Genomic DNA, 22,011 nt, shown 5'->3' with positions numbered 1-22,011 from the left:
AATTACGTTAAGTGAAATTAACGTATACCCTGGAGCTTGCGCGACACACGCGCCGCGGCCCGCGCAGACAGGCATCCGCGGGATATGGTTATCAGCATTTTGTTCATGTGACGGCGGTGCGGACTGCTACCATCGGAAGATGCGGTGTACGCGCGTTGTCCCGGCGCCGACACGCCACCAAGTGATCCATTCGCCTAAATGATTCCGCCGACTATCCCCACTCTCGTTGCGCGCGCCAGTGACCATCCCTTTCTCGGCAAACATCTGGCGATGGGCTCCGGCAGCCACGGAGACTTCGCGCTCGCGCGCTTTAACGACCTCGAACTGACGAGCGGCTACGAGCCGATCTTCGACATCAGCGTGCATGCGTTGGCGCAGTCGCTGTCGTCGGATGTGGAAAACGTGGATCGTTTCGGCGATGAGCTCGGCTTCCAGGCGGTCACGCAGCGGCTCGACGCCGCGCCGTTCGATATGTTCGACGCGTTCGACCGCATCGGCGACGACCAGCAACTGGTCTCGCTGGATCGCATGTCGCGCGCGCTGCATGCGATCAATTTCTTCGGCGCACAGCGGCACGGCCTGCTATTTCTGCGCGTGCACGAGCGGCTGTTGAAGAGCGTGAAGTACGACCACGGGCGGCATTTTTCGAGCGTGCTGACGTCGTTCGGGCTGAATCCGGCGAGGATCGTGATCGAGCTGCCCGCGGCGGCCGTCGCGCATAAGACTTTTCTCGGCTATCTGACGAAGAGCTATCAGCACTACGGCTTCAAGGTCGCGGGCAATCTGTCGAACGCGGGGCAGATTCTGTCGGTCTCCGATACGGCGCGGCTCGATTTCCTCAAGATGGATGCGGCAGTCGCGTTGCGCGACGCGACGGTCAAGCCGTTAGTCGGCTACGCGGGCCGGCTGCGGATTCCGCTGATTTTTAATCGCGTGATGGACGAAGCGCAGTTCGAAGCGTTGCAGCAATACGATGTGCGCTTTGTGCAGGGGCCGCTGTTTAATGCGCATTATCATGATCGGGCGGCTTGAGCGTGGCTTGATCCCGGCTTGATTTGCGCCACGGACTGCTAGCCCACGTCTCCCAGACGCCGCGCAAGCGTCTTCAATCTCGGCGCTACTTTCTCGCGAAACACCTCTTCTCCCATCGACGAAGCCGGCCCGCTGCAACTCAGCACGAGCCAGCGTCCTTCGCGCGGCTCGCGAAACGGCACCGCGACCGCGTTCACATCGTCATGCCACGCGCGAAACGAATAACAGCAGCGCTCCTCGGCGAACGCCGCGATCTCCTTCACGGCCTCGGCCACCAGCGCCGCGCCGCCCTTGCCCGCCGCTTTCTTCAGTTCGGCGAGCAGCGCATGGCGCACGTCGGCAGGCTGCACGGCGAGATACGCGCGGCCCATTGAGCTCGTCAGCATCGACAGTTTCGAGCCGGGCGCGAGGCCGAGCGTGAGCGCCGTTTCGCTGCGAATCGTGTCGAGATAGATCATGTCGAGTCCGTCGCGGCAGCCGAGCGACACCGCCGCGCCGACTTCGCGCGCGAACGCGCGCATATGCGGGCGCGCGAGTTCCAATGTGTCCGTGCCGGACAGCAACGCGAAACCGAGCGACAACACGCCGGCATCGAGCGCATATTTGCCTAGCGCCTCGTCGAGCCGCAGATAACCGAGCACGGTCAGCGTGTACGCGAGACGGTTGACGGTCGCCTTCGGCAAACCCGTGCGTTCGACGAAATCGCGGTTGCCGAGCATCGTCTCGCCAGGCTTGAAAGCGCGCAGCAGTTCGAGCCCGCGCGCAAGGGCGACGACAAATTTGCGCTCGTCGAGCGGCTCGGTGAAAGTGGCTGCGGGCGTCATCGGGTGATACACTCGGGTGTCGTTTGCAAAACATTGTTTCGCATAGCGGAACTCAAGTCAAGCTTGGATTACGCAGGAATCAGGAGATATGTCATGGCCGAGGCCGCGCAGTTTCACTGGGAAGACCCGTTGCTGCTGGATCAGCAGCTCACCGAAGACGAACGCATGGTGCGCGACGCCGCCGCCGCGTATGCACAGGACAAGCTCCAGCCGCGCGTGCTCGAAGCGTTCCGTCACGAGAAGACGGACATCGAGATCTTCCGCGAAATGGGCGAGCTCGGCCTGCTCGGCCCGACCATCCCTGAGCAATACGGCGGGCCGGGGCTCAACTATGTGGCGTATGGGCTGATCGCGCGTGAAGTGGAGCGCGTGGATTCCGGCTACCGGTCGATGATGTCGGTGCAGTCGTCGCTCGTGATGGTGCCGATCTACGAATTCGGCTCGGAGGCGCAAAAGCAGAAGTATCTGCCGAAGCTCGCCACCGGCGAATGGATCGGCTGCTTCGGGCTCACCGAGCCGAATCACGGCTCCGATCCGGGCAGCATGGTGACGCGCGCGAAGAAGGTCGACGGCGGCTACTCGCTGTCGGGCTCGAAAATGTGGATTACGAATTCGCCGATCGCGGATGTGTTCGTCGTATGGGCGAAGCTCGAGGAAAACGGCAAGGACGCGATTCGCGGCTTCATTCTCGAGAAGGGCTGGAAGGGACTGTCGGCGCCGACCATCCATAGCAAGGTGGGTTTGCGCGCGTCGATCACCGGCGAAATCGTGCTCGACGAAGTGTTCGTGCCGGAAGAAAACCGCTTTCCCGAAGTGAGTGGGCTGCGCGGTCCGTTCACCTGCCTGAACTCGGCGCGCTATGGCATCGCGTGGGGCGCGCTCGGTGCAGCCGAATCGTGCTGGCATACCGCGCGTCAGTATGTGCTCGATCGCAAGCAGTTCGGCCGGCCGCTCGCGGCCAATCAGTTGATTCAGAAAAAGCTCGCCGACATGCAGACGGAAATCACGCTGGGCCTGCAAGGCGTGCTACGCCTTGGCCGCATGAAGGACGAAGGCACTGCGGCCGTCGAGATCACGTCGATCATGAAGCGCAATTCGTGCGGCAAGGCGCTCGACATCGCGCGGCTCGCGCGCGACATGCTGGGCGGCAACGGCATTTCGGACGAATTCGGAATTGCGCGGCATCTGGTGAATCTGGAAGTCGTGAACACTTATGAAGGCACGCACGACATTCACGCGCTGATTCTCGGCCGCGCGCAAACGGGCATTCAGGCGTTTTTCTGAGGCTTGTCTGAGCATGTACGGAGCGCCGCTTGCGTCGATAACGGCGCGCTCTGGCGAGCAATAAAAGAAGGCCGGTTCGCAATGAACCGGCCTTCATTTATTTGACGACGCGCCGGAGTTTCCCGACGCGCCGAACGCGAGCTTACTTGTTCGGCTGCGGCGTCATGCGCAGATACGGACGCAGTGCCTTGTAGCCCTTCGGGAACTTCTGCTTGATCACTTCTTCGTCCTTCAGCGACGGCACGATCACGACGTCGTCGCCCTGCTTCCAGTTGCCGGGCGTCGCGACCGAGTGGCTGTCGGTAAGCTGCAGCGAATCGATCACGCGCAGAACTTCGTCGAAATTGCGCCCCGTGCTCGCCGGGTACGTGATGATAAGACGCACCTTCTTCTTCGGATCGATCACGAACAGCGAGCGCACGGTGAGCGTTTCGTTCGCGTTCGGGTGAATCATGTCGTACAACTCGGACACCTTGCGGTCGCCGTCGGCCAGAATCGGGAAGCCGACGCTCGCGGCCTGCGTTTCATTGATGTCCTTGATCCACTCCTTATGCGACTCAGCGCTGTCGACCGACAATGCAATCGTCTTGACGTTGCGTTTTGCGAATTCGTCGGCGAGCTTGGCCGTCAGACCGAGTTCAGTGGTGCAGACCGGCGTGAAGTCGGCCGGATGCGAGAACAGGACGCCCCAGCTATCGCCGAGCCATTCATGAAACTTGATGCGGCCGATACTCGACTCCTGCTCGAAATCCGGTGCGATATCGCCAAGACGTAGACTCATTTGCATCTCCTTAAGGTTCTGAAAAACTGGCGTGGGCGTGTGCCCGTGTGGTTCCGCAAAGATAAAGCATACGGCAGCAACCGTACATGGCGAACCAACATCGGCTCAGTACTTTATGCGGTTTTGTAATTTTCGCCGATTTAGTGGAAACTTTGCGGGACAGATCAACTCCATCATGCACTAACATCAACTGCGGAAGTGGCGCAGTGGATGTTCGGGGAGTTTCACCTCGCCGGGAACGGTTCGTGCATTCGCTCGGTGCAACCGGGCAGTGGCTCGCCAGTCGCCGTTTCTTTGGTTACGATTCACGCGTGGCGTGAGACGAAGGGGGAGCTGTCAATGTCGGAAGTCAACAAGGAGAGATTGATGTCGGATATCAAAACCGTCCTCGCGGACGCGGAAGACCTGCTGAAACAGGCCGCAAGCGCAACGGGCGAGCGCGCTTCGGAATTGCGCGAAACGGCGCTGTCCCGCCTGAAGCAAGCCAGGGAAAAAGCGGCCGACGTGCAGGTCGTCGTAGTCGAGAAAGGCAAGAAGGCTGCTCGCGCAACCGACGACTACGTTCACGAGCACCCGTGGGCATCCATCGGCATCGCTGCGGGCGCCGGCGTGCTGCTGGGTCTCCTGATCAACCGCAAGTAACACTGCACCGCAGGTGCCGGACACGCGATGTCCGGCATGCCAGCCAATCGAGCGGACCGGCGCACGTCAGGCCGGTCAGCTTATCCCGGCGCGCACGTTTGCCACGCGCCGCTTCGGCCAACCCGCGCAACGCCCACAGCCATGACGATCGACACACAATCGCAGCGCGAACAACATAGTCCGTTACGCCGCATCATCAGTTCGGTGTCGGCGATTCTGCAAACGCGTCTGGAACTGATCGGCATTGAACTCGCCGAAGAAAAGGATCGCCTCCTCGGCGTGCTGTTCCTCGGCCTTGCCGCGATGATGCTGACCACCATGGCCCTGATCGCCCTCACGGCGCTGATCGCGATTGCGTTCTGGGACACCTACCGATGGCAGGCGCTTGCCGGAATCACGCTCGTCTACGCGATTGCGGGACTGGTGTGTGCGCTAAAGGCGCGCAGCGGGCTGCGCAATGCGCCGATGGTGTTCGATGCCACCATCGCCGAATTCGAAAAAGACCGCGACGTGTTTCGCAAACCGTAGCGTTGGCGAACGAGTGTGATGCTTTGCGAGCCGTTTGTAGCATTGTTCATTGCCCTTTCGTTGCGCTGTTCCTTGCCCCTCTCACTGCCGACACGCCATGAGCCATAGCTACTCCAGCACCGCCTACCGTAACAAGCGCCAGCCGGCGAGAGACTTGAGCGCACCGCAGTTGCGCGAATTGCGCAAGGAACTGTTGCTCGTGCGCGCGGACGTCGAGCGCATGGAATTCGCTCAGGCCACGCTCGAATTACGCGAGGCCGTCACTCACTTCAGTTGGCTCAAGTTCATCGTGCCAGGCTTCGGCGGGCTGCGCATGGGCAGCGGCGCCAAGGCTAGCCTTCTGAACGCCGGAACCATCGGCGCACTTCTGAAGCAATATCCGGTGATCAGTTCGATCGTGTCGCTCGTGCTCGCGAAACCGTTGCGCGCGACGTTCGCAGCCGGTGCGAAGCCCGCACTCAAGTGGGGCGGTCTCGCATTCGCCGCGTGGGAAGCGTATCGCGTATGGCAGCAGATCAAGGGCGAGTCGCGTGCTTCGGCAAGGTCCGGCGACGAGGGGTGAATTCGTCGCATATGCTGCTGGCATCAGACGGCTTGCTGCGCAGACAGCAGCCCCGTTGCTAGCCTGTGGCCCAACACTGCGCGGTCAGCGGTGCCGAACCGTTTCCCGCAGTCTTATTGCTTCGCATGCCGGTCGCGTCGAGCGTAAAGACGCCGCACGCGTCGTCTCGCATCGGTCCCGATTCGTCCGGCGCCGCTTCGATCGAATAGCCGCCGTTTGCATCGTCCGCCGGCAACACGCGCAACCGATAAACAGCCGAGCCGAATGACGGAGCCTGGTTGAAGCCGGGCGGCAGCGCAAGAACGCTGTCGCTTGCCGCGCCCTCGACGAATTGCGCCGCGCGCAACAGCGCCGATGCCGCGTCCATCCGATACGTGCGCGCGATATGGCTGCGATACGAAGGCACCGCGAACAAAGCCAGCACAGCGACGATCGCGAGCGTGATGATCAGCTCGAGCAAGGTGAATGCGGATAGATGCAGCCTTCTCATTTGCAACCTCGCTAAAAGGGCCGTGCAGCGACGCGCCGCCAATGGCGTTCGATCCTGTCGCCGTCGATAACCAGTTGCATCTGCAGCCATACCTGCGACTCGCGCTTGTTGCCGAAGCCGCGCGCCGTCAACAGATACGCGCGTGCATCGGGGCGACCGGCGAGACGCCACTCTTCGGCCACGCATTGCGGCGCGCGCAGCGAGCCGGGCCATTGCGCCAAAGGTGTGGCAGCGGCGCCTTCGAACGTGGCCTCGACTTTCCATTGCGCTGGCTCATGGGCGGCGGGCTGCGATGCGATCACACCCAGGCCCGTGGATGCAACGGCGCTGCGGGCGCATAAGGTCAATGCCGAATCGGCGGCGTGAAAGGCCTGCAAATAGTCGCGCACGTTTACCGCGCTACGCGCTGCCGCGAGCGATGCCTCGAACCACGCCGCGGACGTCGCGAGCAGCATCGCGGAAATCAGCAGGACGATGGGTAATACGGTGCCGCGCTCCTGCATGCGCGGGGCGTGTCTGCGAAGGCGGCGAGGTCGATCCGATTGCTGACTAGCGGCTTCGTCCAAGCAACCGCGTTCGGCCATGACTGGCGTTTCGCTCACGACAAGCCCCCTGCGTAATTGCGCAACGCAACTCGCCGCCAGAACGCTTGCCGCGGACGCAGATCCGTCGCGATACCGCTTACGCCGTCGCAATCGACATAACGTGAGCGCTGCCCTTGCGGCGCGCCGCGCACTAGCACGCAGAGGTCAACCGCGACCACGTTGGCCCACTGGTCGGCCGTCACCGCCCAGGCGTCGATTGCATTCGCCGCGCCGGCAAGCCAATACTTGATGCGCAACCGCTCCACACCTTCGACGAGCGGTTGCGCGGACCCTGTCTTGCCGTTGCCTTCGCAGTACAGTTCCGGCTCTCCGGTCGAACTGCTCGCCTTCGCGTAAAAGCGATTGACCACCGGCACGCCGCGATCGCCGAGCGCAGCGCTGTTGGCTGTGACAGCTTGTCCGAGGCAGTCCGTCGTCTGTCCCGTGGCCGACGGCCAGGTCGACACGCTGTCTCCAACGTATCGCACCGCGACGCCGTCCGATTTGCCCGTCAATGTCTCGCACGTCGGACGGCTGTCGTCCGTGCCTGTCGGATGCCCGCCCGAACAGCCGAACAACGACGTTGGCGCACGATATTGCGTGGCGTCGGCCGGCACGAAGCCCGCCATCTGCAACTGCTGGCCAACGACGGTCAACGCAGTCAAGCCGGCATCGCGCATACGCAGCGCATTGTTCGCGCGGTCGAAGGCGGCTCGCTGCATCGTGTAAAGCGAGACGGCGCCCGCGGTCACGATGAGTCCAAGCGCAAGCGCGATCACGAGCTCGATCAGCGTATGGCCGCGCACGTCATGCGCATGCGGCATCATTTGACGAACGCCAATGCGACGCACGAAAGGCCCACGGGCGCATCCACTCCGCCGCACGGCTCGGGCTTGTCGATCACGTCGTCGGCGGCGTGCGGCGCGTTGCGCGGAGCCGTCCAAGTGACGCGGGCCGCCGACACGCCTCCTATGCCGATCACCGACGCGTCGCCGCCCGGCAACAGCGTCGCCGCTCGCGAGCGCCATGCGTTAAGCGCGGCGTCGTTCGCTGACGGCGCAGACACCGCTTCGGCGACCGAATCGGCGATCCATGCGGCGTGTTCGCGCATCGACATTGCTCGCGCCTCGCGCGCCGTCCACAATTGCCCGGCGATGAGACCGAGCGCCGTGACTGCCATCACCGCGACGGCCAGCATCACTTCGATCAACGAACTACCGCGGCGCTTGTTGCAACTGCGGTGAGGCCGTGCCTGCAGCCGCCGCAAAGACCTTCTGACCAACGGGCTCACGACGCCGCCCCACACGCGCCGTCCGTAATTCGCGTGCGACCACCCGCCGCGATGCGAATGCAGCGCCGCCACTTATCGCCCTGCGTTGCTTTCGATGGCGTTCGCGGCGCAATGTCGAAGCTGCGAAACGTGCCGATCAGTTGACCAGCAGGCGGTGTGAACGTGAGATTCGTCTGCGTGCCGGCGATGCTCACCGCCGCAACCGAGGCATGCGCGCGCAACAGCGTAGACGTGCCGCCGCGCTCGGCCAATACGGCCCAACCGCAAGACCAGTCGGCGACGCCATTGCCGCACGGCTGCCCGGCGGCAAGACAGTGACGCGCCGCGTCCGTCCTGCATACGATCACGCGGGCGCCGCGGCGCAATGCCTCACTGCGTGCATACGCAAGCGTGGACACGAGCGCGTTCGCACGTGCGTCGACCTGATCGCGCACCTGCCAGGCTACGAACGATGGCGTCGCCATCATCACGATCACCGCGAGCAGCGCGATCACGGCCAGCGTTTCGATAAGCGTAAATGCGCCGCATGGCGACGAAGCGATTGCATGTTGTTTCATCTGCATCCCTGAACGTTTTCAAAGAATGCAGCCAATCTAGCGATTCGCGGACCGTCCAACAATCGGCCGAATGGCCAGGTGGTATTCAGACGCTACCGCACGCGAGAATTCACGCGACGAACCACAATCGGAGCGGCAAATGCAGAAACGTCAAGCCACGCGGCAAAACAGAAACGACAGGAAGCGCCGGGCGGCGGGCTTCCGATCAGCGCTTGCGGGAAGGCTTGGGAGGAGAAGAGGCGCGGCGGAACTCTTCGATCACGTCTTCGAATTCGGAGACGTCTTCAAAGCGCCGGTAGACGGAGGCGAAACGAACGTAGGCAATGGTGTCGAGCGCGCGCAACTCGTTCATGACGAGTTCGCCGAGACGTTCGCTGCGCACTTCGCGCTCGCCGCTGCCCAGCAGTTGATATTCGATACGGGCGACGGCCGCGTCGATCGCGTCCGCTGCAACCGGACGCTTGCGCAGCGCCAGTTGCATGCTCGCGACAATCTTGCGGCGATCGAATTCGGTGCGGCTGCCGTCTTTCTTGACGACCGCCGGCAACGCCAGCTCGACCCGCTCATACGTCGTAAAACGCTTGTCGCAGGCCGGGCAGCGGCGGCGCCGGCGAATCGTCGCGCCGTCTTCCGAGACACGCGAGTCGACGACCTGCGTATCGGCGTGACGGCAGAAAGGGCAATGCATGGCGGCTTAGCGGTAGACCGGGAAGCGCTGCGTCAACTCGGCGACCTGACCACGCACGCGTTCGATCGTGGCGGCGTCTTCCGGGTTGTCGAGCACATCGGCAATCAGGTTACCCACCTGCTCCGCTTCCTTGACGCCGAAGCCGCGCGTGGTCATGGCCGGCGAGCCGAGACGGATACCGCTCGTCACGAACGGCTTTTCCGGGTCGTTGGGAATCGCGTTCTTGTTGACCGTGATGTGCGCTGCGCCGAGCGCGGCTTCCGCAGCCTTGCCGGTGATCTTCTTCGCGCGCAGATCGACCAGCATCACGTGGCTTTCGGTGCGGCCCGAGACGATGCGCAGGCCGCGCTTCACCAGCGTTTCCGCGAGCACGCGAGCGTTTTCGACAACGTGCTGCTGATACGTCTTGAATTCCGGCGACAGCGCTTCTTTGAACGCGACAGCCTTGCCGGCGATCACATGCATCAGCGGACCGCCCTGAATGCCCGGGAAGATTGCCGAGTTGATCTGCTTCTCGAATTCGGCCTTCATCAGGATCACGCCGCCGCGCGGGCCGCGCAGGCTCTTGTGCGTGGTCGTGGTGACGAAATCCGCGTGCGGCACCGGGTTCGGATAGACGCCCGCGGCGATGAGGCCGGCGTAGTGCGCCATGTCGACCATGAAATACGCGCCGACCGACTTCGCGATCTTCGACAGACGCTCGAAGTCGATGCGCAGCGCGAAAGCGGACGCGCCTGCGACGATCAGCTTCGGCTTGTGTTCCTGCGCGAGCTTTTCGGCAGCGTCGTAGTCGATGTCTTCCGCTTCGTTCAAACCGTAGCTGACCACGTTGAACCACTTGCCCGACATGTTGACGGGCGAGCCGTGCGTCAGGTGGCCGCCGTGCGCGAGGCTCATGCCCATGATCGTGTCGCCCGGCTTGAGCATCGCGAAGAACACGCCCTGGTTCGCCTGCGAGCCGGAGTTCGGCTGCACGTTGGCGGCTTCGGCGCCGAACAGTTGCTTCACACGGTCGATCGCAAGCTGCTCGGCCACGTCGACATATTCGCAGCCGCCGTAGTAGCGCTTGCCCGGATAACCTTCGGCGTATTTGTTGGTGAGTTGCGAGCCTTGCGCAGCCATCACAGCCGGGCTCGTGTAGTTTTCGGACGCGATCAGTTCGATGTGCTCTTCCTGACGGCGGTTTTCCTGCTCGATCACCTTCCACAGTTCAGGGTCGACGTTGGCGATGGTGCTTTGGGCTCTGTCAAACATACGGATTCCGTTGAGTGTTTTCAGGTTGACCGGATCGTGCGCCGAATCTTGCGTAGAGGGTACGCGGCGCTGCTGGCGGCTGGGCTTGGCCTGACGTGGCGGAGGAAGAGTCGCCGCACACGCAAGGCAGGACAGCCACCGTCAGCGCAGATGAATGCGCGCGGATCACGGCTGCCCAGGCGAACGGCAAAACGGCACCCCGCGCTTCACGGTGGGTTTTTCCACCTTGAACCCGATTGTCAAAACCGGTTCTATCGCCAGTCACGCAGGGATGAGCGCGTTAGTTTATTGGAAGAGGATCGAATAGGCAACCGGCTTTCGGCCGCCGCAAAGGGCGCCGAAAAAGACCCGGCAGAAGGCCCGACAGGCAGTGCCGAACCGTGCCGCGAAAGCCTGTCGCGCGGCGGCTGCGCAGTTCTCGCGACGCGACTCCTCCGGCTCGTTGATCCTTGCCGCAGCGCCGCATTGGAAGTAGGCTTGGGGCCTTTCTCTCCTACCGACCAGGGAACTGCAATGATCGTGTTCGTCACCGGGGCGTCCGCAGGATTCGGCGCCGCCATCGCTCGTGCCTTCGTGAAAGGCGGCCACCGCGTCGTCGCCACCGCCCGCCGCAAGGACCGCCTGCAAGCGCTCGCCGACGAACTCGGCGACGCTCTCCTGCCCTACGAGCTGGACGTGCGCGACCGCGCGGCCGTCGAGGCGGTGCCCGCCTCGTTGCCGGCCGACTTCGCCGCCATCGACGTGCTCGTCAACAACGCCGGCCTCGCGCTCGGCGTGGAGCCGGCTCATAAAGCGAGCCTGGACGAATGGCAGACGATGATCGAAACGAACTGCACCGGGCTCGTTCAGGTCACGCATGCACTGTTGCCCGGCATGGTCGAGCGCAACCGCGGCCATGTCTTCAACCTTGGCTCGGTCGCGGGCCACTGGCCTTATCCGGGCGGCAACGTCTACGGCGCGACGAAGGCATTCGTGCGGCAGTTCAGCCTGAATCTGCGTGCCGACCTTGCCGGCACCGCGCTGCGCGTGACCGACATCGAGCCGGGCCTGTGCGGCGGCACGGAGTTCTCGAACGTGCGCTATCGCGGCGACGACCAGAAGGCCGGCAAGGTCTACGAGAACGTGCAGCCGCTCACGGCCGAGGACATCGCCGATTCGATCTACTGGATCGCCACGCGCCCGGCCCACGTCAACATCAACACGATCGAACTGATGCCGGTCGCGCAATCGTTCGCCGGTTTGAGCGTTCATCGCGGCTGAGGCCCGCCAGGCCGCGCGCACATCTTGAAACAGACCTCGCGGTGTGCGTTCCGGTAAAATGCGCCGCATGAATATGACGACAAGCCAGCCAGGCGCGGAAATCGGCCACACGTGGGGCATCCGCGTGTATTACGAAGATACCGACGCCGGCGGCATCGTGTTTTACGCGAACTACCTGAAGTTCTTTGAACGGGCGCGCACCGAATGGCTACGCGCCTGCGGGATCGACCAGAACCGGCTCGCCGACGAAACGGGCGCCATTTTCATCGTCCGTAGCACGGCGGTCGATTATCGGGCGCCGGCACGTCTCGACGACGTGGTGAAAGTCGTCAGCCGCATCGAGCGCCTTGGCAAGGCATCCGTCGACTTCGTGCAGGAAGCGTGGCGCGACGGCACGTTGCTTGCTACCGGCTCGATCCGGGTCGGCTGCGTCGAGCGCACAGCGCTGCGCCCCGCCGCGATTCCTTCGCCGGTGCTGGCCGCTTTGCGGCGCGGACCCGGCGTCAGCGAGGGCGGCGTGTCAACGAACGCAGGCTGACTCCCGTTGTTACGGCGCCAGTGAACTCGCATCGATCAAGCAGCACCAAGCATGGTTCGGCTTGCGTCACCGCCGAAGCTTCCGTTTTGCTCACGGCAAGCTTCGTGTGGCCTTGCAAAGCCGGACGCCCCCTTTCGGGACGATAAAACGAACCTTTATGAACACTACACAAGATCTGTCGATCGTTTCTCTCGTACTCAATGCGAGCCTGCTGGCGCAGGCCGTCATGGCCCTCCTGCTGCTGCTGTCGCTGTTGTCGTGGACTTTCATCTTCCGCAAGTGGTTTGCGATCCGCCGGGCGCGCGCGCAAACTGAGCGTTTCGAACGCGATTTCTGGTCGGGCGGCGACCTGCAGGCGCTGTATCAAAGTGCCGCGAATAACCGTCACACCATCGGCGCGCTAGAGCGAATTTTCGAATCCGGCATGCGCGAATTTCTCAAGGGCAAGGAGAAACGCCTGAACGACCCGGGCGCGATTCTCGACGGCGCGCGCCGTGCAATGCGTGCCGCGTTCCAGCGTGAAATGGACGTGCTTGAGGCCAACCTCGCGTTTCTCGCGTCGGTCGGTTCGGTCAGCCCGTATATCGGTCTGTTCGGCACGGTCTGGGGGATCATGAATGCGTTTCGCGGACTCGCCAACGTGCAGCAGGCCACGCTTGCGAACGTCGCGCCGGGCATCGCCGAGGCATTGACCGCCACCGCGATCGGCCTCTTTGCCGCGATTCCCGCGGTGGTCGCGTATAACCGCTACGCGCACGACATCGACCGTCTGGCGATCCGCTTCGAGACCTTCATCGAAGAGTTCTCGAACATCTTGCAGCGCCAGGCGCACTAAGGAGTCCACGATGGCAGGCTCTCGCTCCTCCAGCATGCGCGGCGGCCGCTCGCGCCGCGCGATGTCCGACATCAACGTCGTGCCGTATATCGACGTGATGCTCGTGCTGCTCGTCATCTTCATGGTGACCGCGCCGCTCGTCGCGCCGTCCATCGTCAATCTGCCGACAGTCGGCGGCGCCGCGCCGCAGCAGCAAACGCCGCCCGTGATCGTCAACATTCGCGCGGACGGCAACATGAGCGTCAAGTACAAGGACGACGCGGGCGCGCAGCAGCAGGAGGACATGACGAAAGCCGGGCTTAACGGCTTCATCGCCGACCGCGCGCAGTCGCATCCCGATCAGCCTGTCGTGATCGCCGCCGACAAGACCGTGAAGTATGAAGTCGTGATGAATGTGATGTCCGAGCTCAAGGCTCGCGGCGTCAAACGCGTTGGATTGCTCGTCAAATCGCAATGATCCGTAAGAACACCGACTATCCGCTCCAGCCACCGCGTGAACGCGGCACCGGGCGAGCCTTTGCGTTCGCGCTGGTGATGCATGCGCTGCTCGGGTTCTTCCTGTATCACGGCATCCAGTGGCAAAACAGCACGCCCGAAGGTGCCGAAGCGGAACTGTGGACCGAGGTGCCGGACAGCGTGATTCCGCGCCCGGTCACGCCGCCGCCCGTACCTGTTGCGCCTGCTCCGCCGGTGCCCGACGAACAGGCCGACATCGCGTTGCAGGAAAAGAAGCGCAAGCAGCAGGAAGCGGCGCGCGAGGCGCAACTCGCGGAACAGCAGCGTCAGCAGAAGCTCCAGGCTCAGCAGGAAGCTGAGGCGAAGCGCGAGCAGCAACTCGCGGCCGAACAGGCGGCGCAACTGGCTGCGCAGAAGGCCGCGGCGGCGAAGCAGAAACAACTGCAACAGCAGCAACAGGCGGACAAGCTCAAGCAACAGCAACTGGCCGAGCAGAAAAAGCAGCAACTGAAAGAACAGCAGGACGAACAGCAGAAACAGGCCGAAGCCGAAGCGCAGAAGAAGGCTGATGCGCAGAAGGCGGCCAAGGCAAAGGCGCAAGCGGAAGCCGCGGCGCAGGCGAAGAAACTCGACGCCGAACGTCGCGCGCGCCTCGCGCAAATGCAGGGCATGGCAGGGCCTCCGGGCTCGACCGGCAATGGCCTCGGCAAGAGCGGCACGGGCAGCGGCTCGGGCGGCAATGCGGCATCGCCCGGTTATGCGGACAAGGTTCGGCGCGTGGTGCGGCCGAACATTTCGTGGGGTGGCGAGACCGAGGGTCTCGAGACCGTGATCGCCGTTCGTTGCTCGCCGACCGGCACGCTGTTGAGCGCGACGATCGCGCACAGCAGCGGCAATGCGGCGTGGGACGATGCCGCGCTGCGAGCCGTTCAGCGTTCCGATCCGATGCCTCAGGACATCGACGGAAAAACGCCGGGGAGTTTCAGGATCACGTTGCGGCCGGCCGGTTGACGGCAGCCTGACAGTGGGTGACAGCAGGCCCCGCGCCCCTTTCGGCGCGGCGCACTCGGGAACGAAATAGTCGTTTTCCGGTCTGTCTGCTGTCGCGAAGCTTTAGTAAAACCGTTTTTGGGGAATCCATACAGCATGAGTTTGATGACCAAGCTAGGCCTGCGGACACTTGTAGCGTCGTGCCTGATCGCCGCCGGCGGCGCCGCGAACGCGCAACTCAACGTGCTCGTCACGGGCGTCGGGTCCACCCAGTTTCCGATCGCAACGGCGAACTTCGCCAATGAAGCGAACTCGCCGCAGCAGGTCAGCACCATCGTGCGTCAGGACCTGCAGCGCAGCGGCAAATTCACCAACATCGACGCGGGTTCTGCGCCCGTTCCCGAAACGGCTTCCGTCGATCTCGGAAGCTGGAAGGCGAAGGGCGCGAATGCGTTCGTGGCCGGCAGCGTGAACCGCCTGCCGAACGGCCAGTACGAAGTGCGCTTCAAGCTGTACGACACGGTCAAGGGCGAAAGTCTCGGCGGCCTCGTGCTGGTGAGCCCGGAAAGCGGCCTGCGCATGAGCGCGCATAAAGTGGCCGACTACATCTACGCCAAGCTGATGGGCGGCCGCGGCGCGTTCGCCACGCGGCTGTCGTATGTCATCAAGAGCGGCAACCGCTATCAGTTGCAGATTTCGGATTCCGACGGCCAGGACGCGCACATCGCGCTGTCGAGCCCCGAGCCGATCATCTCGCCGGCATGGTCGCCTGACGGCACCAAGGTCGCTTACGTTTCGTTCGAGAAGAAGAAGCCGATCGTCTATATTCACGATCTGCCTACGGGGCGCCGCATCGTCGTGTCCGATCAGAAGGGCAATAACAGCGCGCCCGCGTGGTCGCCGGACGGCCGCACGCTCGCCGTCGCGCTCTCGCGCACGGGCAACACGCAGATCTTCGCGGTCAATGCGGACGGCAGCGGCCTGCGCCGTCTCACACAGGGCAGCTCGATCGACACCGAGCCGACCTTCTCGCCCGACGGCCAGTCGATCTATTTCACGAGCGACCGCGGCGGCCAACCGCAGATCTACAAGATGTCGGCGCAAGGCGAAAGCGCCGGCGGCGCACAGCGCGTCACGTTCACCGGCAGCTACAACACGAGCCCGCGCGTGAGCCCGGACGGCAAGCAACTCGCGTATATTTCGCGCGTCGGCGGCGGCTTCAAGCTGTATATCCAGGACTTGCAAGGCGGAACCGCCACGGGCCTGACGGACACGACACATGACGAATCGCCGAGCTTCGCGGCGAACGGTCAGTACATTCTTTACGCCACTCAGGTGAACGGCCGTGGCGTATTGGCCGCGGTTTCGACCGACGGTCGCACCCGGCAGGTCCTGTCAGTGCAGGGAGGCAGCGTACGCGAGCCGTCCTGGGGCCCTTTCATGCAATAACGTTGACGCAATAACTGATGCAATAACACAAGGAGAGTACAAAATGATGTCCAAACTTCGCTTCGCATTTGCAGTTCTCATGGTCGGCGCATTGGCCGCGTGTCACTCGGGCGTCAAGCTCGACGAAAACGCTAACAAGGGCGGCGCAGTCTCCACGCAGCCGAACCCGAACGATGTCGCGCAAGTGAACGTCGATCCGTTGAACGACCCGAACAGCCCGCTCGCGAAGCGCAGCATTTACTTCGACTTCGACAGCTACTCGGTGAAGGACGACTACCAGTCGCTGCTCCAGCAACACTCGCAGTACCTGAAGAGCCATCCGCAACGCCACGTGCTGATCCAGGGCAATACCGACGAGCGCGGCACGAGCGAGTACAACCTGGCACTCGGCCAGAAGCGTGCTGAAGCTGTGCGCCGTTCGCTGTCGCTGATGGGCGTGACGGACTCGCAAATGGAAGCCGTGAGCCTCGGCAAGGAAAAGCCGCAAGCCACGGGTCATGACGAATCGTCGTGGGCACAGAACCGCCGCGCCGACCTCGTGTACCAACAGTAAGTAACGGGTGATGAGCCGAATGACGCATCGTTTCTCCTGGCTGCGATTTGCCGCAGCGGCCTGCGTCGCGGGCACGGTCTTTACGGCTGTGCCGGCGCACGCCGGCATCTTCGACGACGATCAGGCCCGCCAGGCCATTCTCGATCTGCGGGCGAAGACCGATAGTCTGTCGAGCCAGTTGTCGGCAGCGCAGCGCACGATCCTCGATCAGTCCAACCGTCTCGACCAGTTGAATCAGCAGGTCGCGACGCTGCGCGGGCAGAACGAGGACATGGGCAATCAGCTCGCCACGCTGCAAAAACAGCAGAAGGACTACTACACCGACCTTGACACGCGCCTGAAGAAATTCGAGCCGCAGCAGCAAACGGTCGATGGTGTCCAGGGCGAAGTTCAGCCGGGCGAAACCGATGCGTTCAATGCGGCTTCACAGCAGTTCCGCAACGGCGACTTCAAGAACGCGGCGGCGTCGTTCCGTAGCTTCATCGCCAAGTTTCCGAGCAGTCCGTATCAGCCGACCGCGCAGTACTGGCTCGGCAACGCGCTGTATGCGCTGCGCGATTACAAGGGCTCGACGGCGACCTGGCAGGGTGTCGTGAAGAACTATCCGCAGCATCCGCGGGCGCCGGAGGCGTTGCTCGCGATTGCGAACAATCAGCTCGAGCAAGGCCAGAAGGCTGCGGCCAAGAAGACGCTTGAGCAGATCGTCGCGCAATACGGCGGCTCGGACGTCGCACAGTCCGCGCAGAGCAAGCTGTCGCAGATCAAGTAGGCGGTTTGGTGGTCGTCGCGTTGGCGTAGTTGATCGTTGAGCGGTTGAGTCGTTGCTTGAGTCGTCGGCTGTAACGCGCAGTGTCTGCAAAGTGTCAGAAAGATAGTCACGCGCGCCTCTCGCTGGAAAGCCCGGGTCTCCACATCGGAAGCCCGGGCTTTTCACTATCCGGATTGCTTCGCACAGTCATTGGCGGATGCGCGGAATGGGTTGACAGCCCCTTCGGGCCGTCGATATAATTTCGCTTCTCTTTTGGGTCGTTAGCTCAGCTGGTAGAGCAGCGGACTTTTAATCCGTTGGTCACAGGTTCGAATCCCGTACGGCCTACCAAAAGATTCAAGGGCTTACACGCGTCAGCGTCGTAAGCCCTTTTCTTTTTGCGTCGCAGTTTCTCTGCTCGCTCCAGAAACGCCCAAGCCCGAACCCAAGTCCAAGCAAAGCCCAAAAAAGCAGAAGCCTCCGCTCAACTCTCTGTACTTTTCCACAGCATCCCACGCCCGTTCACCAACGCAACTTCGCACATTCCGACAACGCTACGGACTCCGAACGTGATCATTTATTGAGACATAAAGACGTGCAATGATCGCCGCAGTCTGACTCAGCCGCTGTCAAGCAGCGCAGGCAGACGCTCTCGCAACACCGCAACGTGCGGCGCTTTCATTCCATCGATATGACCAATTTTCTGTTCGATCTCGCCTCGAATCTTGCGTTGCTGGCAATCGTGCTGGTTGCATGCCATCTGTGTAATCGTCTGATACCGGGCGCTGCGCTAAACGGTTCGCGCGTCTTTGCCGCGCTCGTGTTCGCCGCGGTGCTGCTCGACGCGGCCCTTACCTTTCTCGTGTTCGCGGACGCCCGAACCCGTTATGGCCAGTTCAGCACGTCGACGGCGTTTTTTACGCGTAGCGCGGCGTACGCGCTCGCTGTCGTTGCCGCGTTTGTCTGGAGCAGTCGCAGCCGTCGCAACGTGCTCGCGAAAGCAAGCGCGGACAAAGCGCTCGTCATCCCGACATCGCCGTACACGGAATCTCATTTGCCGATGTGAACCGCCGCGTCCTTAACGTGTCGGCGGTCCCGCAAAATAAAAACGGCGTCGCGAAAAATCGCGACGCCGTTTTGTTCATGCAGAAACCTTAGCGGGCTATCCGAGCGATGCCGGTTTAGCTCGGCTTCGACGCGTTCTTGCGCGTCATCTTCCACAGCGCGCCGAGCACGACCGGCACAATCGCCGCGCCAATGCCGACCAGCACGATCACATTCAGGTATTGGCGGATGAACGGAATGTTGCCGAAGAAATAGCCGAGCAGTACGAGCAGCAACACCCAGAACAGCGCACCGGCGATATTGAAAAGCTGAAACCGGCTGACCGTCATCTCCGACGCACCGGCGACAAACGGCGCAAACGTGCGCACCACCGGAATGAAGCGCGCGAGCACGATCGTCTTGCCGCCGTGCTTTTCATAGAAGTCGTGCGTTTTCTGCAGCGCGCGCCGATCCAGGAAACGCTCGAGCATGGGAATGCGCGAGTTGAAAACCTTGGGACCGATCGATCGTCCGATCATGTAGTTGACGGTATTGCCGGTCGTTGCCGCGACGAACAGCAGCAGAATCAGCAAACCGAGATTCATCTGCCCAGCCGCGCAAAACGCGCCGCCGATGAACAGCAGCGAATCGCCCGGCAGAAACGGCAGAATCACGAGCCCCGTTTCGCAGAACACGATCAGGAAAAGGACCGCATAGACCCAGGCGCCGTACACGTGGATGAATTCCCCAAGGAACTTGTCGATGTGCAGCACGAGGTTGGCGAGATGTAGCAGCGTGTCCAAAAAGCGTCCTTTATCAAGCGAAAATGAGCGTGGCGGGAAAATCCGGCGGAGTTTTACTGGCGATCGCGGCAAGCGTCGCCGACCCCGCAAATTGACCGCGTCATGATACAGAAAGTGCCCGGTCGATCCTGGAAAATCTCCGGCACGTTTACGCCATTCCAGGACGGCCGCGCCGAATCGCTATAATTTCGCCATGTCCGAATTCCCCGAAACGCCCGCCCGCGCCGACGCCTCCGCCGCTGCTGCCAGCACACAGAGCACGCCGAGTGCGCCGGGCACGCCCGCGCCGCGGCCGCTGCGCGCGATCCAGCCGCTGCCCGATCAGCTTATCAGCCAGATTGCCGCCGGCGAGGTGGTCGAGCGGCCGGCATCGGTCGTGAAGGAGTTGCTGGAAAACGCACTCGACGCAGGCGCGCAGACGTTGCGCATCATGCTCGATGAAGGCGGCGTCAAACGTATTTCGATTACCGACGACGGCTGCGGCATTCCCGAGAACGAACTGGCGCTCGCGTTGATGCGCCACGCGACCAGCAAGATCCGCTCGCTCGCCGAACTCGAGGCAGTGGCCACGCTCGGGTTTCGCGGCGAGGCGCTCGCGTCGATCGCGTCGGTCGCGCAAATGACGATCACGAGCCGCACGGCCGATGCGCCGCACGCGATGCGCGTCGATGCGCAAACGGGTGTGCTGAGCCCCGCCGCAGGCACGCAAGGCACCACGATCGAAGTGCGCGAGCTGTACTTCAACACGCCGGCGCGCCGCAAATTCCTGAAGAGCGAACAGACCGAACTCGGACATTGTCTCGAGCAGATTCGACGCGCCGCGCTGGCGCGTCCGGACGTCGCGATTTCGGTGCTGCATAACGGCAAGGCGGTCGAGCATTGGAACGCGAGCGAACCGCCGGTGCGGGTCGCGAAGATACTCGGCGAAACTTTCGCGACTGCTCATCTGCCGCTCGACGAGTCGGCCGGCCCGCTCGCCGTCTACGGTTGCGCGGGTCTTCCGACCGCGAGCCGCGGGCGCTCGGATCAGCAGTACTTCTTCGTCAATGGCCGTTTCGTGCGCGACAAGCTGCTCACGCACGCGGTGCGCGCCGCCTATGAAGACGTGCTGCACGGCGATCGTTATCCGTCGTATGTGCTGTTTCTCGATCTGCCGCCCGAAGCGGTCGATGTGAACGTGCATCCGTCGAAGATCGAAGTGCGCTTCCGCGATTCGCGCTCGATTCATCAGTTCGTTTTTCACGCGGTTCAGCGGGCGTTGGCGCGTCATGCGGGCGCGTCGCCCGAAACGACGGCGGGCGGGCATGCGGCGCATTTGCAGGCGTCGGCGGGCGGAGGGGTTTCGTTGGGGACCCCGGCGTTTGGGGCGTCGTCCTTTGGCACGTCGCCGTCTGGCGCGTCGCCCATTAGCGGGGCGGGGTTTGGCGCGTCAGCGTCAGCCGCAACCGGTGCAGGCGGCTTCGGTGGGAACGCATCGAGCGGCCCGGCGAGCAGCGGCTTCAACGCGTCGCAGCCCGGCAACACCTGGATGCGCCAGTCGCGCATGACGCAGGGCACGCTGCCCGTCGCGCAGCCGCTCGCTTTCTACGACGCGCTGTTCGGCCGCAAAGACAACAGCGGGGTCGCGCAGCAAGGCGCGACGCTTTTCGAAGCACGCGATTCCGCCGCCGAAGGCGCGTCGCCGTATAACACGTCGGCGTCCTACGCCTCGCCCACGTTCAATCCCGCCGACGACCAGCCACTCGGCTTCGCGCTCGGCCAGATCCACGGCATCTATGTGCTCGCGCAGAATGCGCACGGGCTCGTGATCGTCGATATGCACGCCGCGCACGAGCGCATTCTGTACGAGCAGTTCAAGAATGCGCTGGCCGATCGCACGATCGCCGTGCAGCCGCTGCTGATTCCGCAGACGATGCAGGCCGATGCGGTCGAAATCGGCACCGTCGATGAAGAGCGCGACACGCTCGATGCACTCGGCTTCGATCTCGCCGTGCTGTCGCCGACCACGCTCGCCATCCGTGCAGTGCCGGCGCTGCTGAAAGACGCCGATTTGCAGGCGCTGGCGCGCGCGGTGCTGTCCGATCTGCACGCGTACGGCGGCTCGCGTGTGTTGACCGAGCGTCAGCACGAACTGCTCGGCACGCTCGCATGCCATCACGCGGTGCGCGCGAACCGGCGTCTGACGCTCGATGAAATGAACGCGCTGCTGCGGCAGATGGAGGCGACCGAACGCGCCGATCAATGCAATCACGGGCGTCCGACGTGGTATCAATTGACGCTGTCCGATCTCGATCGGCTGTTCATGCGCGGGCAGTGACGGTGGGGGTTTTGGTGCGCGTGATGCGCTCGATGGTCTTGACGCGCGCGACGCCCGCGATGTTGTCGATGCGCCTGATGTTGTCCATGCGCCTGATGTTGTCGATGCGCCTGATGTTGTCGATGCGGTTCTCGATGCGCCTGATGTTCTCGATGCGCTTTGTACGCTTTGTCCGCTCGATGGTCCTGATGCGCGCGACGCCCGCGATCTTCCCGATGCGCCTCATGCTCTTGATGCGCTCGATGTGCTTTGTGCGCTTGGTCCGCTCGACGGTCTTGATGCGCGTGACGCCCGCGAAGTTCTCGATGCGCCTCAACCCCTCGATGCTCTTGATGCCCGCGACGCGCTCGATGCCCTTGATGCCTTCGATGCTCTTGATGCCTTCGATGCGCCTGATGTTCTCAATGCGCCTGATGCGCTCGATGCGCTTAACGCCCTTCATGCCTTTGGCGCCCTCGATGCTCCCGACGCCCGCAACGCACCTGATGCGCTCCACGCACG

The 22,011-nt window shown here is 62.9% G+C and carries 26 protein-coding genes, 1 tRNA gene and 1 riboswitch; of the genes, 16 read left to right on the top strand and 11 right to left on the bottom strand.

Going from position 1 to position 22,011, the window contains the following annotated elements:
* Positions 1-198 precede the first annotated feature (198 nt).
* Positions 199-1,032, top strand: a complete 834-nt coding sequence (locus CUJ91_RS02845) for an EAL domain-containing protein (protein ID WP_006047843.1) — start codon at positions 199-201, stop codon at positions 1,030-1,032.
* 38 nt (positions 1,033-1,070) lie between these two features.
* Here CUJ91_RS02845 and CUJ91_RS02840 read toward each other — a convergent pair whose 3' ends face one another.
* The gene (locus CUJ91_RS02840; protein ID WP_006047844.1) at positions 1,071-1,856 is read right to left on the bottom strand and encodes an IclR family transcriptional regulator; all 786 of its coding nucleotides are present in this window, start codon (positions 1,854-1,856) and stop codon (positions 1,071-1,073) included.
* A 93-nt stretch (positions 1,857-1,949) separates the two neighbouring features.
* Between CUJ91_RS02840 and CUJ91_RS02835 the strand changes: the two genes are divergently transcribed.
* A complete protein-coding gene (locus CUJ91_RS02835) occupies positions 1,950-3,140 on the top strand; it encodes an acyl-CoA dehydrogenase (protein ID WP_006047845.1) in 1,191 nt (396 codons plus the stop codon).
* 142 nt (positions 3,141-3,282) lie between these two features.
* On the opposite strand, the gene CUJ91_RS02830 is transcribed toward CUJ91_RS02835, so the two are convergent.
* On the bottom strand, positions 3,283-3,921 hold the full coding sequence (locus CUJ91_RS02830) for a peroxiredoxin (protein WP_006047847.1): 639 nt from the start codon (positions 3,919-3,921) through the stop codon (positions 3,283-3,285).
* Positions 3,922-4,260: 339 nt separating this feature from the next.
* On the opposite strand from CUJ91_RS02830, the gene CUJ91_RS02825 reads away from it, so the two are divergent.
* From CUJ91_RS02825 to CUJ91_RS02815, 3 genes are all read left to right on the top strand, one after another.
* A complete protein-coding gene (locus CUJ91_RS02825; protein ID WP_006047848.1) occupies positions 4,261-4,563 on the top strand; it encodes an ElaB/YgaM/YqjD family protein in 303 nt (100 codons plus the stop codon).
* Between the two features lie 141 nt (positions 4,564-4,704).
* Entirely contained in the window at positions 4,705-5,091 is a 387-nt protein-coding gene (locus CUJ91_RS02820) for a phage holin family protein (RefSeq protein ID WP_006047849.1), read from the top strand.
* A gap of 97 nt (positions 5,092-5,188) precedes the next feature.
* Positions 5,189-5,653: a DUF3318 domain-containing protein gene (locus tag CUJ91_RS02815; protein ID WP_006047850.1), complete on the top strand. Its 465-nt coding sequence runs from the start codon at positions 5,189-5,191 to the stop codon at positions 5,651-5,653.
* A 58-nt stretch (positions 5,654-5,711) separates the two neighbouring features.
* Here the strand turns inward: CUJ91_RS02815 and CUJ91_RS02810 are convergent, their stop codons facing one another.
* From CUJ91_RS02810 to glyA, 7 genes are all read right to left on the bottom strand, one after another.
* The gene (locus tag CUJ91_RS02810; protein WP_006047851.1) at positions 5,712-6,143 is read right to left on the bottom strand and encodes a type IV pilin protein; all 432 of its coding nucleotides are present in this window, start codon (positions 6,141-6,143) and stop codon (positions 5,712-5,714) included.
* Positions 6,144-6,154: 11 nt separating this feature from the next.
* Entirely contained in the window at positions 6,155-6,646 is a 492-nt protein-coding gene (locus CUJ91_RS02805) for a pilus assembly PilX family protein (protein WP_006047852.1), read from the bottom strand.
* Between the two features lie 95 nt (positions 6,647-6,741).
* On the bottom strand, positions 6,742-7,554 hold the full coding sequence (locus CUJ91_RS02800) for a type IV pillus assembly protein (protein ID WP_006047853.1): 813 nt from the start codon (positions 7,552-7,554) through the stop codon (positions 6,742-6,744).
* Positions 7,551-7,985 carry a type IV pilus modification PilV family protein gene (locus CUJ91_RS02795; protein ID WP_409372875.1) on the bottom strand — a complete coding sequence of 145 codons (435 nt, stop codon included), beginning with the start codon at positions 7,983-7,985 and terminating at the stop codon, positions 7,551-7,553. The genes CUJ91_RS02800 and CUJ91_RS02795 overlap by 4 nt, the downstream gene beginning before the upstream one ends.
* Before the next feature lie 29 nt (positions 7,986-8,014).
* On the bottom strand, positions 8,015-8,575 hold the full coding sequence (locus CUJ91_RS02790; RefSeq protein WP_006047855.1) for a GspH/FimT family pseudopilin: 561 nt from the start codon (positions 8,573-8,575) through the stop codon (positions 8,015-8,017).
* A 205-nt stretch (positions 8,576-8,780) separates the two neighbouring features.
* Positions 8,781-9,263: a transcriptional regulator NrdR gene (nrdR, locus tag CUJ91_RS02785; protein ID WP_006047856.1), complete on the bottom strand. Its 483-nt coding sequence runs from the start codon at positions 9,261-9,263 to the stop codon at positions 8,781-8,783.
* A 6-nt stretch (positions 9,264-9,269) separates the two neighbouring features.
* Positions 9,270-10,517, bottom strand: a complete 1,248-nt coding sequence (gene glyA / locus CUJ91_RS02780; protein ID WP_029970409.1) for a serine hydroxymethyltransferase — start codon at positions 10,515-10,517, stop codon at positions 9,270-9,272.
* 166 nt (positions 10,518-10,683) lie between these two features.
* A riboswitch (ZMP/ZTP riboswitch) is annotated at positions 10,684-10,792 on the bottom strand.
* Between the two features lie 238 nt (positions 10,793-11,030).
* On the opposite strand from glyA, the gene ydfG reads away from it, so the two are divergent.
* From ydfG to CUJ91_RS02730, 10 genes are all read left to right on the top strand, one after another.
* A complete protein-coding gene (ydfG, locus tag CUJ91_RS02775) occupies positions 11,031-11,777 on the top strand; it encodes a bifunctional NADP-dependent 3-hydroxy acid dehydrogenase/3-hydroxypropionate dehydrogenase YdfG (RefSeq protein WP_006047858.1) in 747 nt (248 codons plus the stop codon).
* 58 nt (positions 11,778-11,835) lie between these two features.
* Complete coding sequence (ybgC, locus tag CUJ91_RS02770; protein ID WP_006047859.1) at positions 11,836-12,315, top strand: tol-pal system-associated acyl-CoA thioesterase; 480 nt, start codon at positions 11,836-11,838, stop codon at positions 12,313-12,315.
* Between the two features lie 157 nt (positions 12,316-12,472).
* On the top strand, positions 12,473-13,150 hold the full coding sequence (gene tolQ, locus CUJ91_RS02765) for a protein TolQ (protein WP_006047860.1): 678 nt from the start codon (positions 12,473-12,475) through the stop codon (positions 13,148-13,150).
* 10 nt (positions 13,151-13,160) lie between these two features.
* The gene (tolR, locus tag CUJ91_RS02760; protein WP_006047861.1) at positions 13,161-13,607 is read left to right on the top strand and encodes a protein TolR; all 447 of its coding nucleotides are present in this window, start codon (positions 13,161-13,163) and stop codon (positions 13,605-13,607) included.
* Positions 13,604-14,617: a cell envelope integrity protein TolA gene (tolA, locus tag CUJ91_RS02755; RefSeq protein ID WP_006047862.1), complete on the top strand. Its 1,014-nt coding sequence runs from the start codon at positions 13,604-13,606 to the stop codon at positions 14,615-14,617. The genes tolR and tolA overlap by 4 nt, the downstream gene beginning before the upstream one ends.
* Before the next feature lie 135 nt (positions 14,618-14,752).
* The gene (gene tolB / locus CUJ91_RS02750) at positions 14,753-16,045 is read left to right on the top strand and encodes a Tol-Pal system beta propeller repeat protein TolB (protein WP_006047863.1); all 1,293 of its coding nucleotides are present in this window, start codon (positions 14,753-14,755) and stop codon (positions 16,043-16,045) included.
* A gap of 43 nt (positions 16,046-16,088) precedes the next feature.
* The gene (gene pal, locus CUJ91_RS02745) at positions 16,089-16,598 is read left to right on the top strand and encodes a peptidoglycan-associated lipoprotein Pal (protein WP_006047864.1); all 510 of its coding nucleotides are present in this window, start codon (positions 16,089-16,091) and stop codon (positions 16,596-16,598) included.
* 19 nt (positions 16,599-16,617) lie between these two features.
* Complete coding sequence (gene ybgF / locus CUJ91_RS02740) at positions 16,618-17,367, top strand: tol-pal system protein YbgF (protein WP_029970412.1); 750 nt, start codon at positions 16,618-16,620, stop codon at positions 17,365-17,367.
* 254 nt (positions 17,368-17,621) lie between these two features.
* Positions 17,622-17,697: transfer RNA gene (locus CUJ91_RS02735), tRNA-Lys, on the top strand.
* 340 nt (positions 17,698-18,037) lie between these two features.
* Positions 18,038-18,412 carry a hypothetical protein gene (locus tag CUJ91_RS02730; protein ID WP_006047866.1) on the top strand — a complete coding sequence of 125 codons (375 nt, stop codon included), beginning with the start codon at positions 18,038-18,040 and terminating at the stop codon, positions 18,410-18,412.
* Between the two features lie 115 nt (positions 18,413-18,527).
* On the opposite strand, the gene CUJ91_RS02725 is transcribed toward CUJ91_RS02730, so the two are convergent.
* Entirely contained in the window at positions 18,528-19,193 is a 666-nt protein-coding gene (locus tag CUJ91_RS02725) for a VTT domain-containing protein (RefSeq protein ID WP_006047867.1), read from the bottom strand.
* 193 nt (positions 19,194-19,386) lie between these two features.
* Here CUJ91_RS02725 and mutL point away from each other — a divergent pair, with 193 nt between their 5' ends.
* On the top strand, positions 19,387-21,510 hold the full coding sequence (mutL, locus tag CUJ91_RS02720) for a DNA mismatch repair endonuclease MutL (protein WP_006047868.1): 2,124 nt from the start codon (positions 19,387-19,389) through the stop codon (positions 21,508-21,510).
* Here mutL and CUJ91_RS34100 read toward each other — a convergent pair.
* Positions 21,494-21,952 carry a hypothetical protein gene (locus tag CUJ91_RS34100; protein WP_044020478.1) on the bottom strand — a complete coding sequence of 153 codons (459 nt, stop codon included), beginning with the start codon at positions 21,950-21,952 and terminating at the stop codon, positions 21,494-21,496. The two genes, mutL and CUJ91_RS34100, sit on opposite strands and share 17 nt — an antisense overlap.
* Between the last annotated feature and the right edge of the window lie 59 nt (positions 21,953-22,011).

Source organism: Paraburkholderia graminis (assembly GCF_003330785.1).
GTDB classification, from domain to species: domain Bacteria; phylum Pseudomonadota; class Gammaproteobacteria; order Burkholderiales; family Burkholderiaceae; genus Paraburkholderia; species Paraburkholderia graminis.
Note: the sequence above shows the minus strand (reverse complement) of the source record. Positions and strands in the feature narration are given on the sequence as shown.

What these genes read in the sequence shown, in the direction of transcription:
- glyA (WP_029970409.1), bottom strand. Translation starts at nt 10,517, where the DNA reads ATGTTTGACAGAGCCCAAAGCACCATCGCCAACGTCGACCCTGAACTG.
- CUJ91_RS34100 (WP_044020478.1), bottom strand. Translation starts at nt 21,952, where the DNA reads ATGAAGGGCGTTAAGCGCATCGAGCGCATCAGGCGCATTGAGAACATC.
- CUJ91_RS02835 (WP_006047845.1), top strand. Translation starts at nt 1,950, where the DNA reads ATGGCCGAGGCCGCGCAGTTTCACTGGGAAGACCCGTTGCTGCTGGAT.
- ybgF (WP_029970412.1), top strand. Translation starts at nt 16,618, where the DNA reads ATGACGCATCGTTTCTCCTGGCTGCGATTTGCCGCAGCGGCCTGCGTC.
- CUJ91_RS02800 (WP_006047853.1), bottom strand. Translation starts at nt 7,554, where the DNA reads ATGATGCCGCATGCGCATGACGTGCGCGGCCATACGCTGATCGAGCTC.
- tolB (WP_006047863.1), top strand. Translation starts at nt 14,753, where the DNA reads ATGAGTTTGATGACCAAGCTAGGCCTGCGGACACTTGTAGCGTCGTGC.
- CUJ91_RS02820 (WP_006047849.1), top strand. Translation starts at nt 4,705, where the DNA reads ATGACGATCGACACACAATCGCAGCGCGAACAACATAGTCCGTTACGC.
- CUJ91_RS02730 (WP_006047866.1), top strand. Translation starts at nt 18,038, where the DNA reads ATGACCAATTTTCTGTTCGATCTCGCCTCGAATCTTGCGTTGCTGGCA.
- pal (WP_006047864.1), top strand. Translation starts at nt 16,089, where the DNA reads ATGATGTCCAAACTTCGCTTCGCATTTGCAGTTCTCATGGTCGGCGCA.
- CUJ91_RS02830 (WP_006047847.1), bottom strand. Translation starts at nt 3,921, where the DNA reads ATGAGTCTACGTCTTGGCGATATCGCACCGGATTTCGAGCAGGAGTCG.
- tolA (WP_006047862.1), top strand. Translation starts at nt 13,604, where the DNA reads ATGATCCGTAAGAACACCGACTATCCGCTCCAGCCACCGCGTGAACGC.
- tolQ (WP_006047860.1), top strand. Translation starts at nt 12,473, where the DNA reads ATGAACACTACACAAGATCTGTCGATCGTTTCTCTCGTACTCAATGCG.
- mutL (WP_006047868.1), top strand. Translation starts at nt 19,387, where the DNA reads ATGTCCGAATTCCCCGAAACGCCCGCCCGCGCCGACGCCTCCGCCGCT.
- tolR (WP_006047861.1), top strand. Translation starts at nt 13,161, where the DNA reads ATGGCAGGCTCTCGCTCCTCCAGCATGCGCGGCGGCCGCTCGCGCCGC.
- nrdR (WP_006047856.1), bottom strand. Translation starts at nt 9,263, where the DNA reads ATGCATTGCCCTTTCTGCCGTCACGCCGATACGCAGGTCGTCGACTCG.
- CUJ91_RS02825 (WP_006047848.1), top strand. Translation starts at nt 4,261, where the DNA reads ATGTCGGAAGTCAACAAGGAGAGATTGATGTCGGATATCAAAACCGTC.
- CUJ91_RS02805 (WP_006047852.1), bottom strand. Translation starts at nt 6,646, where the DNA reads ATGCAGGAGCGCGGCACCGTATTACCCATCGTCCTGCTGATTTCCGCG.
- CUJ91_RS02815 (WP_006047850.1), top strand. Translation starts at nt 5,189, where the DNA reads ATGAGCCATAGCTACTCCAGCACCGCCTACCGTAACAAGCGCCAGCCG.
- CUJ91_RS02845 (WP_006047843.1), top strand. Translation starts at nt 199, where the DNA reads ATGATTCCGCCGACTATCCCCACTCTCGTTGCGCGCGCCAGTGACCAT.
- CUJ91_RS02810 (WP_006047851.1), bottom strand. Translation starts at nt 6,143, where the DNA reads ATGAGAAGGCTGCATCTATCCGCATTCACCTTGCTCGAGCTGATCATC.
- ybgC (WP_006047859.1), top strand. Translation starts at nt 11,836, where the DNA reads ATGCGCCGCATGAATATGACGACAAGCCAGCCAGGCGCGGAAATCGGC.
- CUJ91_RS02790 (WP_006047855.1), bottom strand. Translation starts at nt 8,575, where the DNA reads ATGAAACAACATGCAATCGCTTCGTCGCCATGCGGCGCATTTACGCTT.
- CUJ91_RS02840 (WP_006047844.1), bottom strand. Translation starts at nt 1,856, where the DNA reads ATGACGCCCGCAGCCACTTTCACCGAGCCGCTCGACGAGCGCAAATTT.
- ydfG (WP_006047858.1), top strand. Translation starts at nt 11,031, where the DNA reads ATGATCGTGTTCGTCACCGGGGCGTCCGCAGGATTCGGCGCCGCCATC.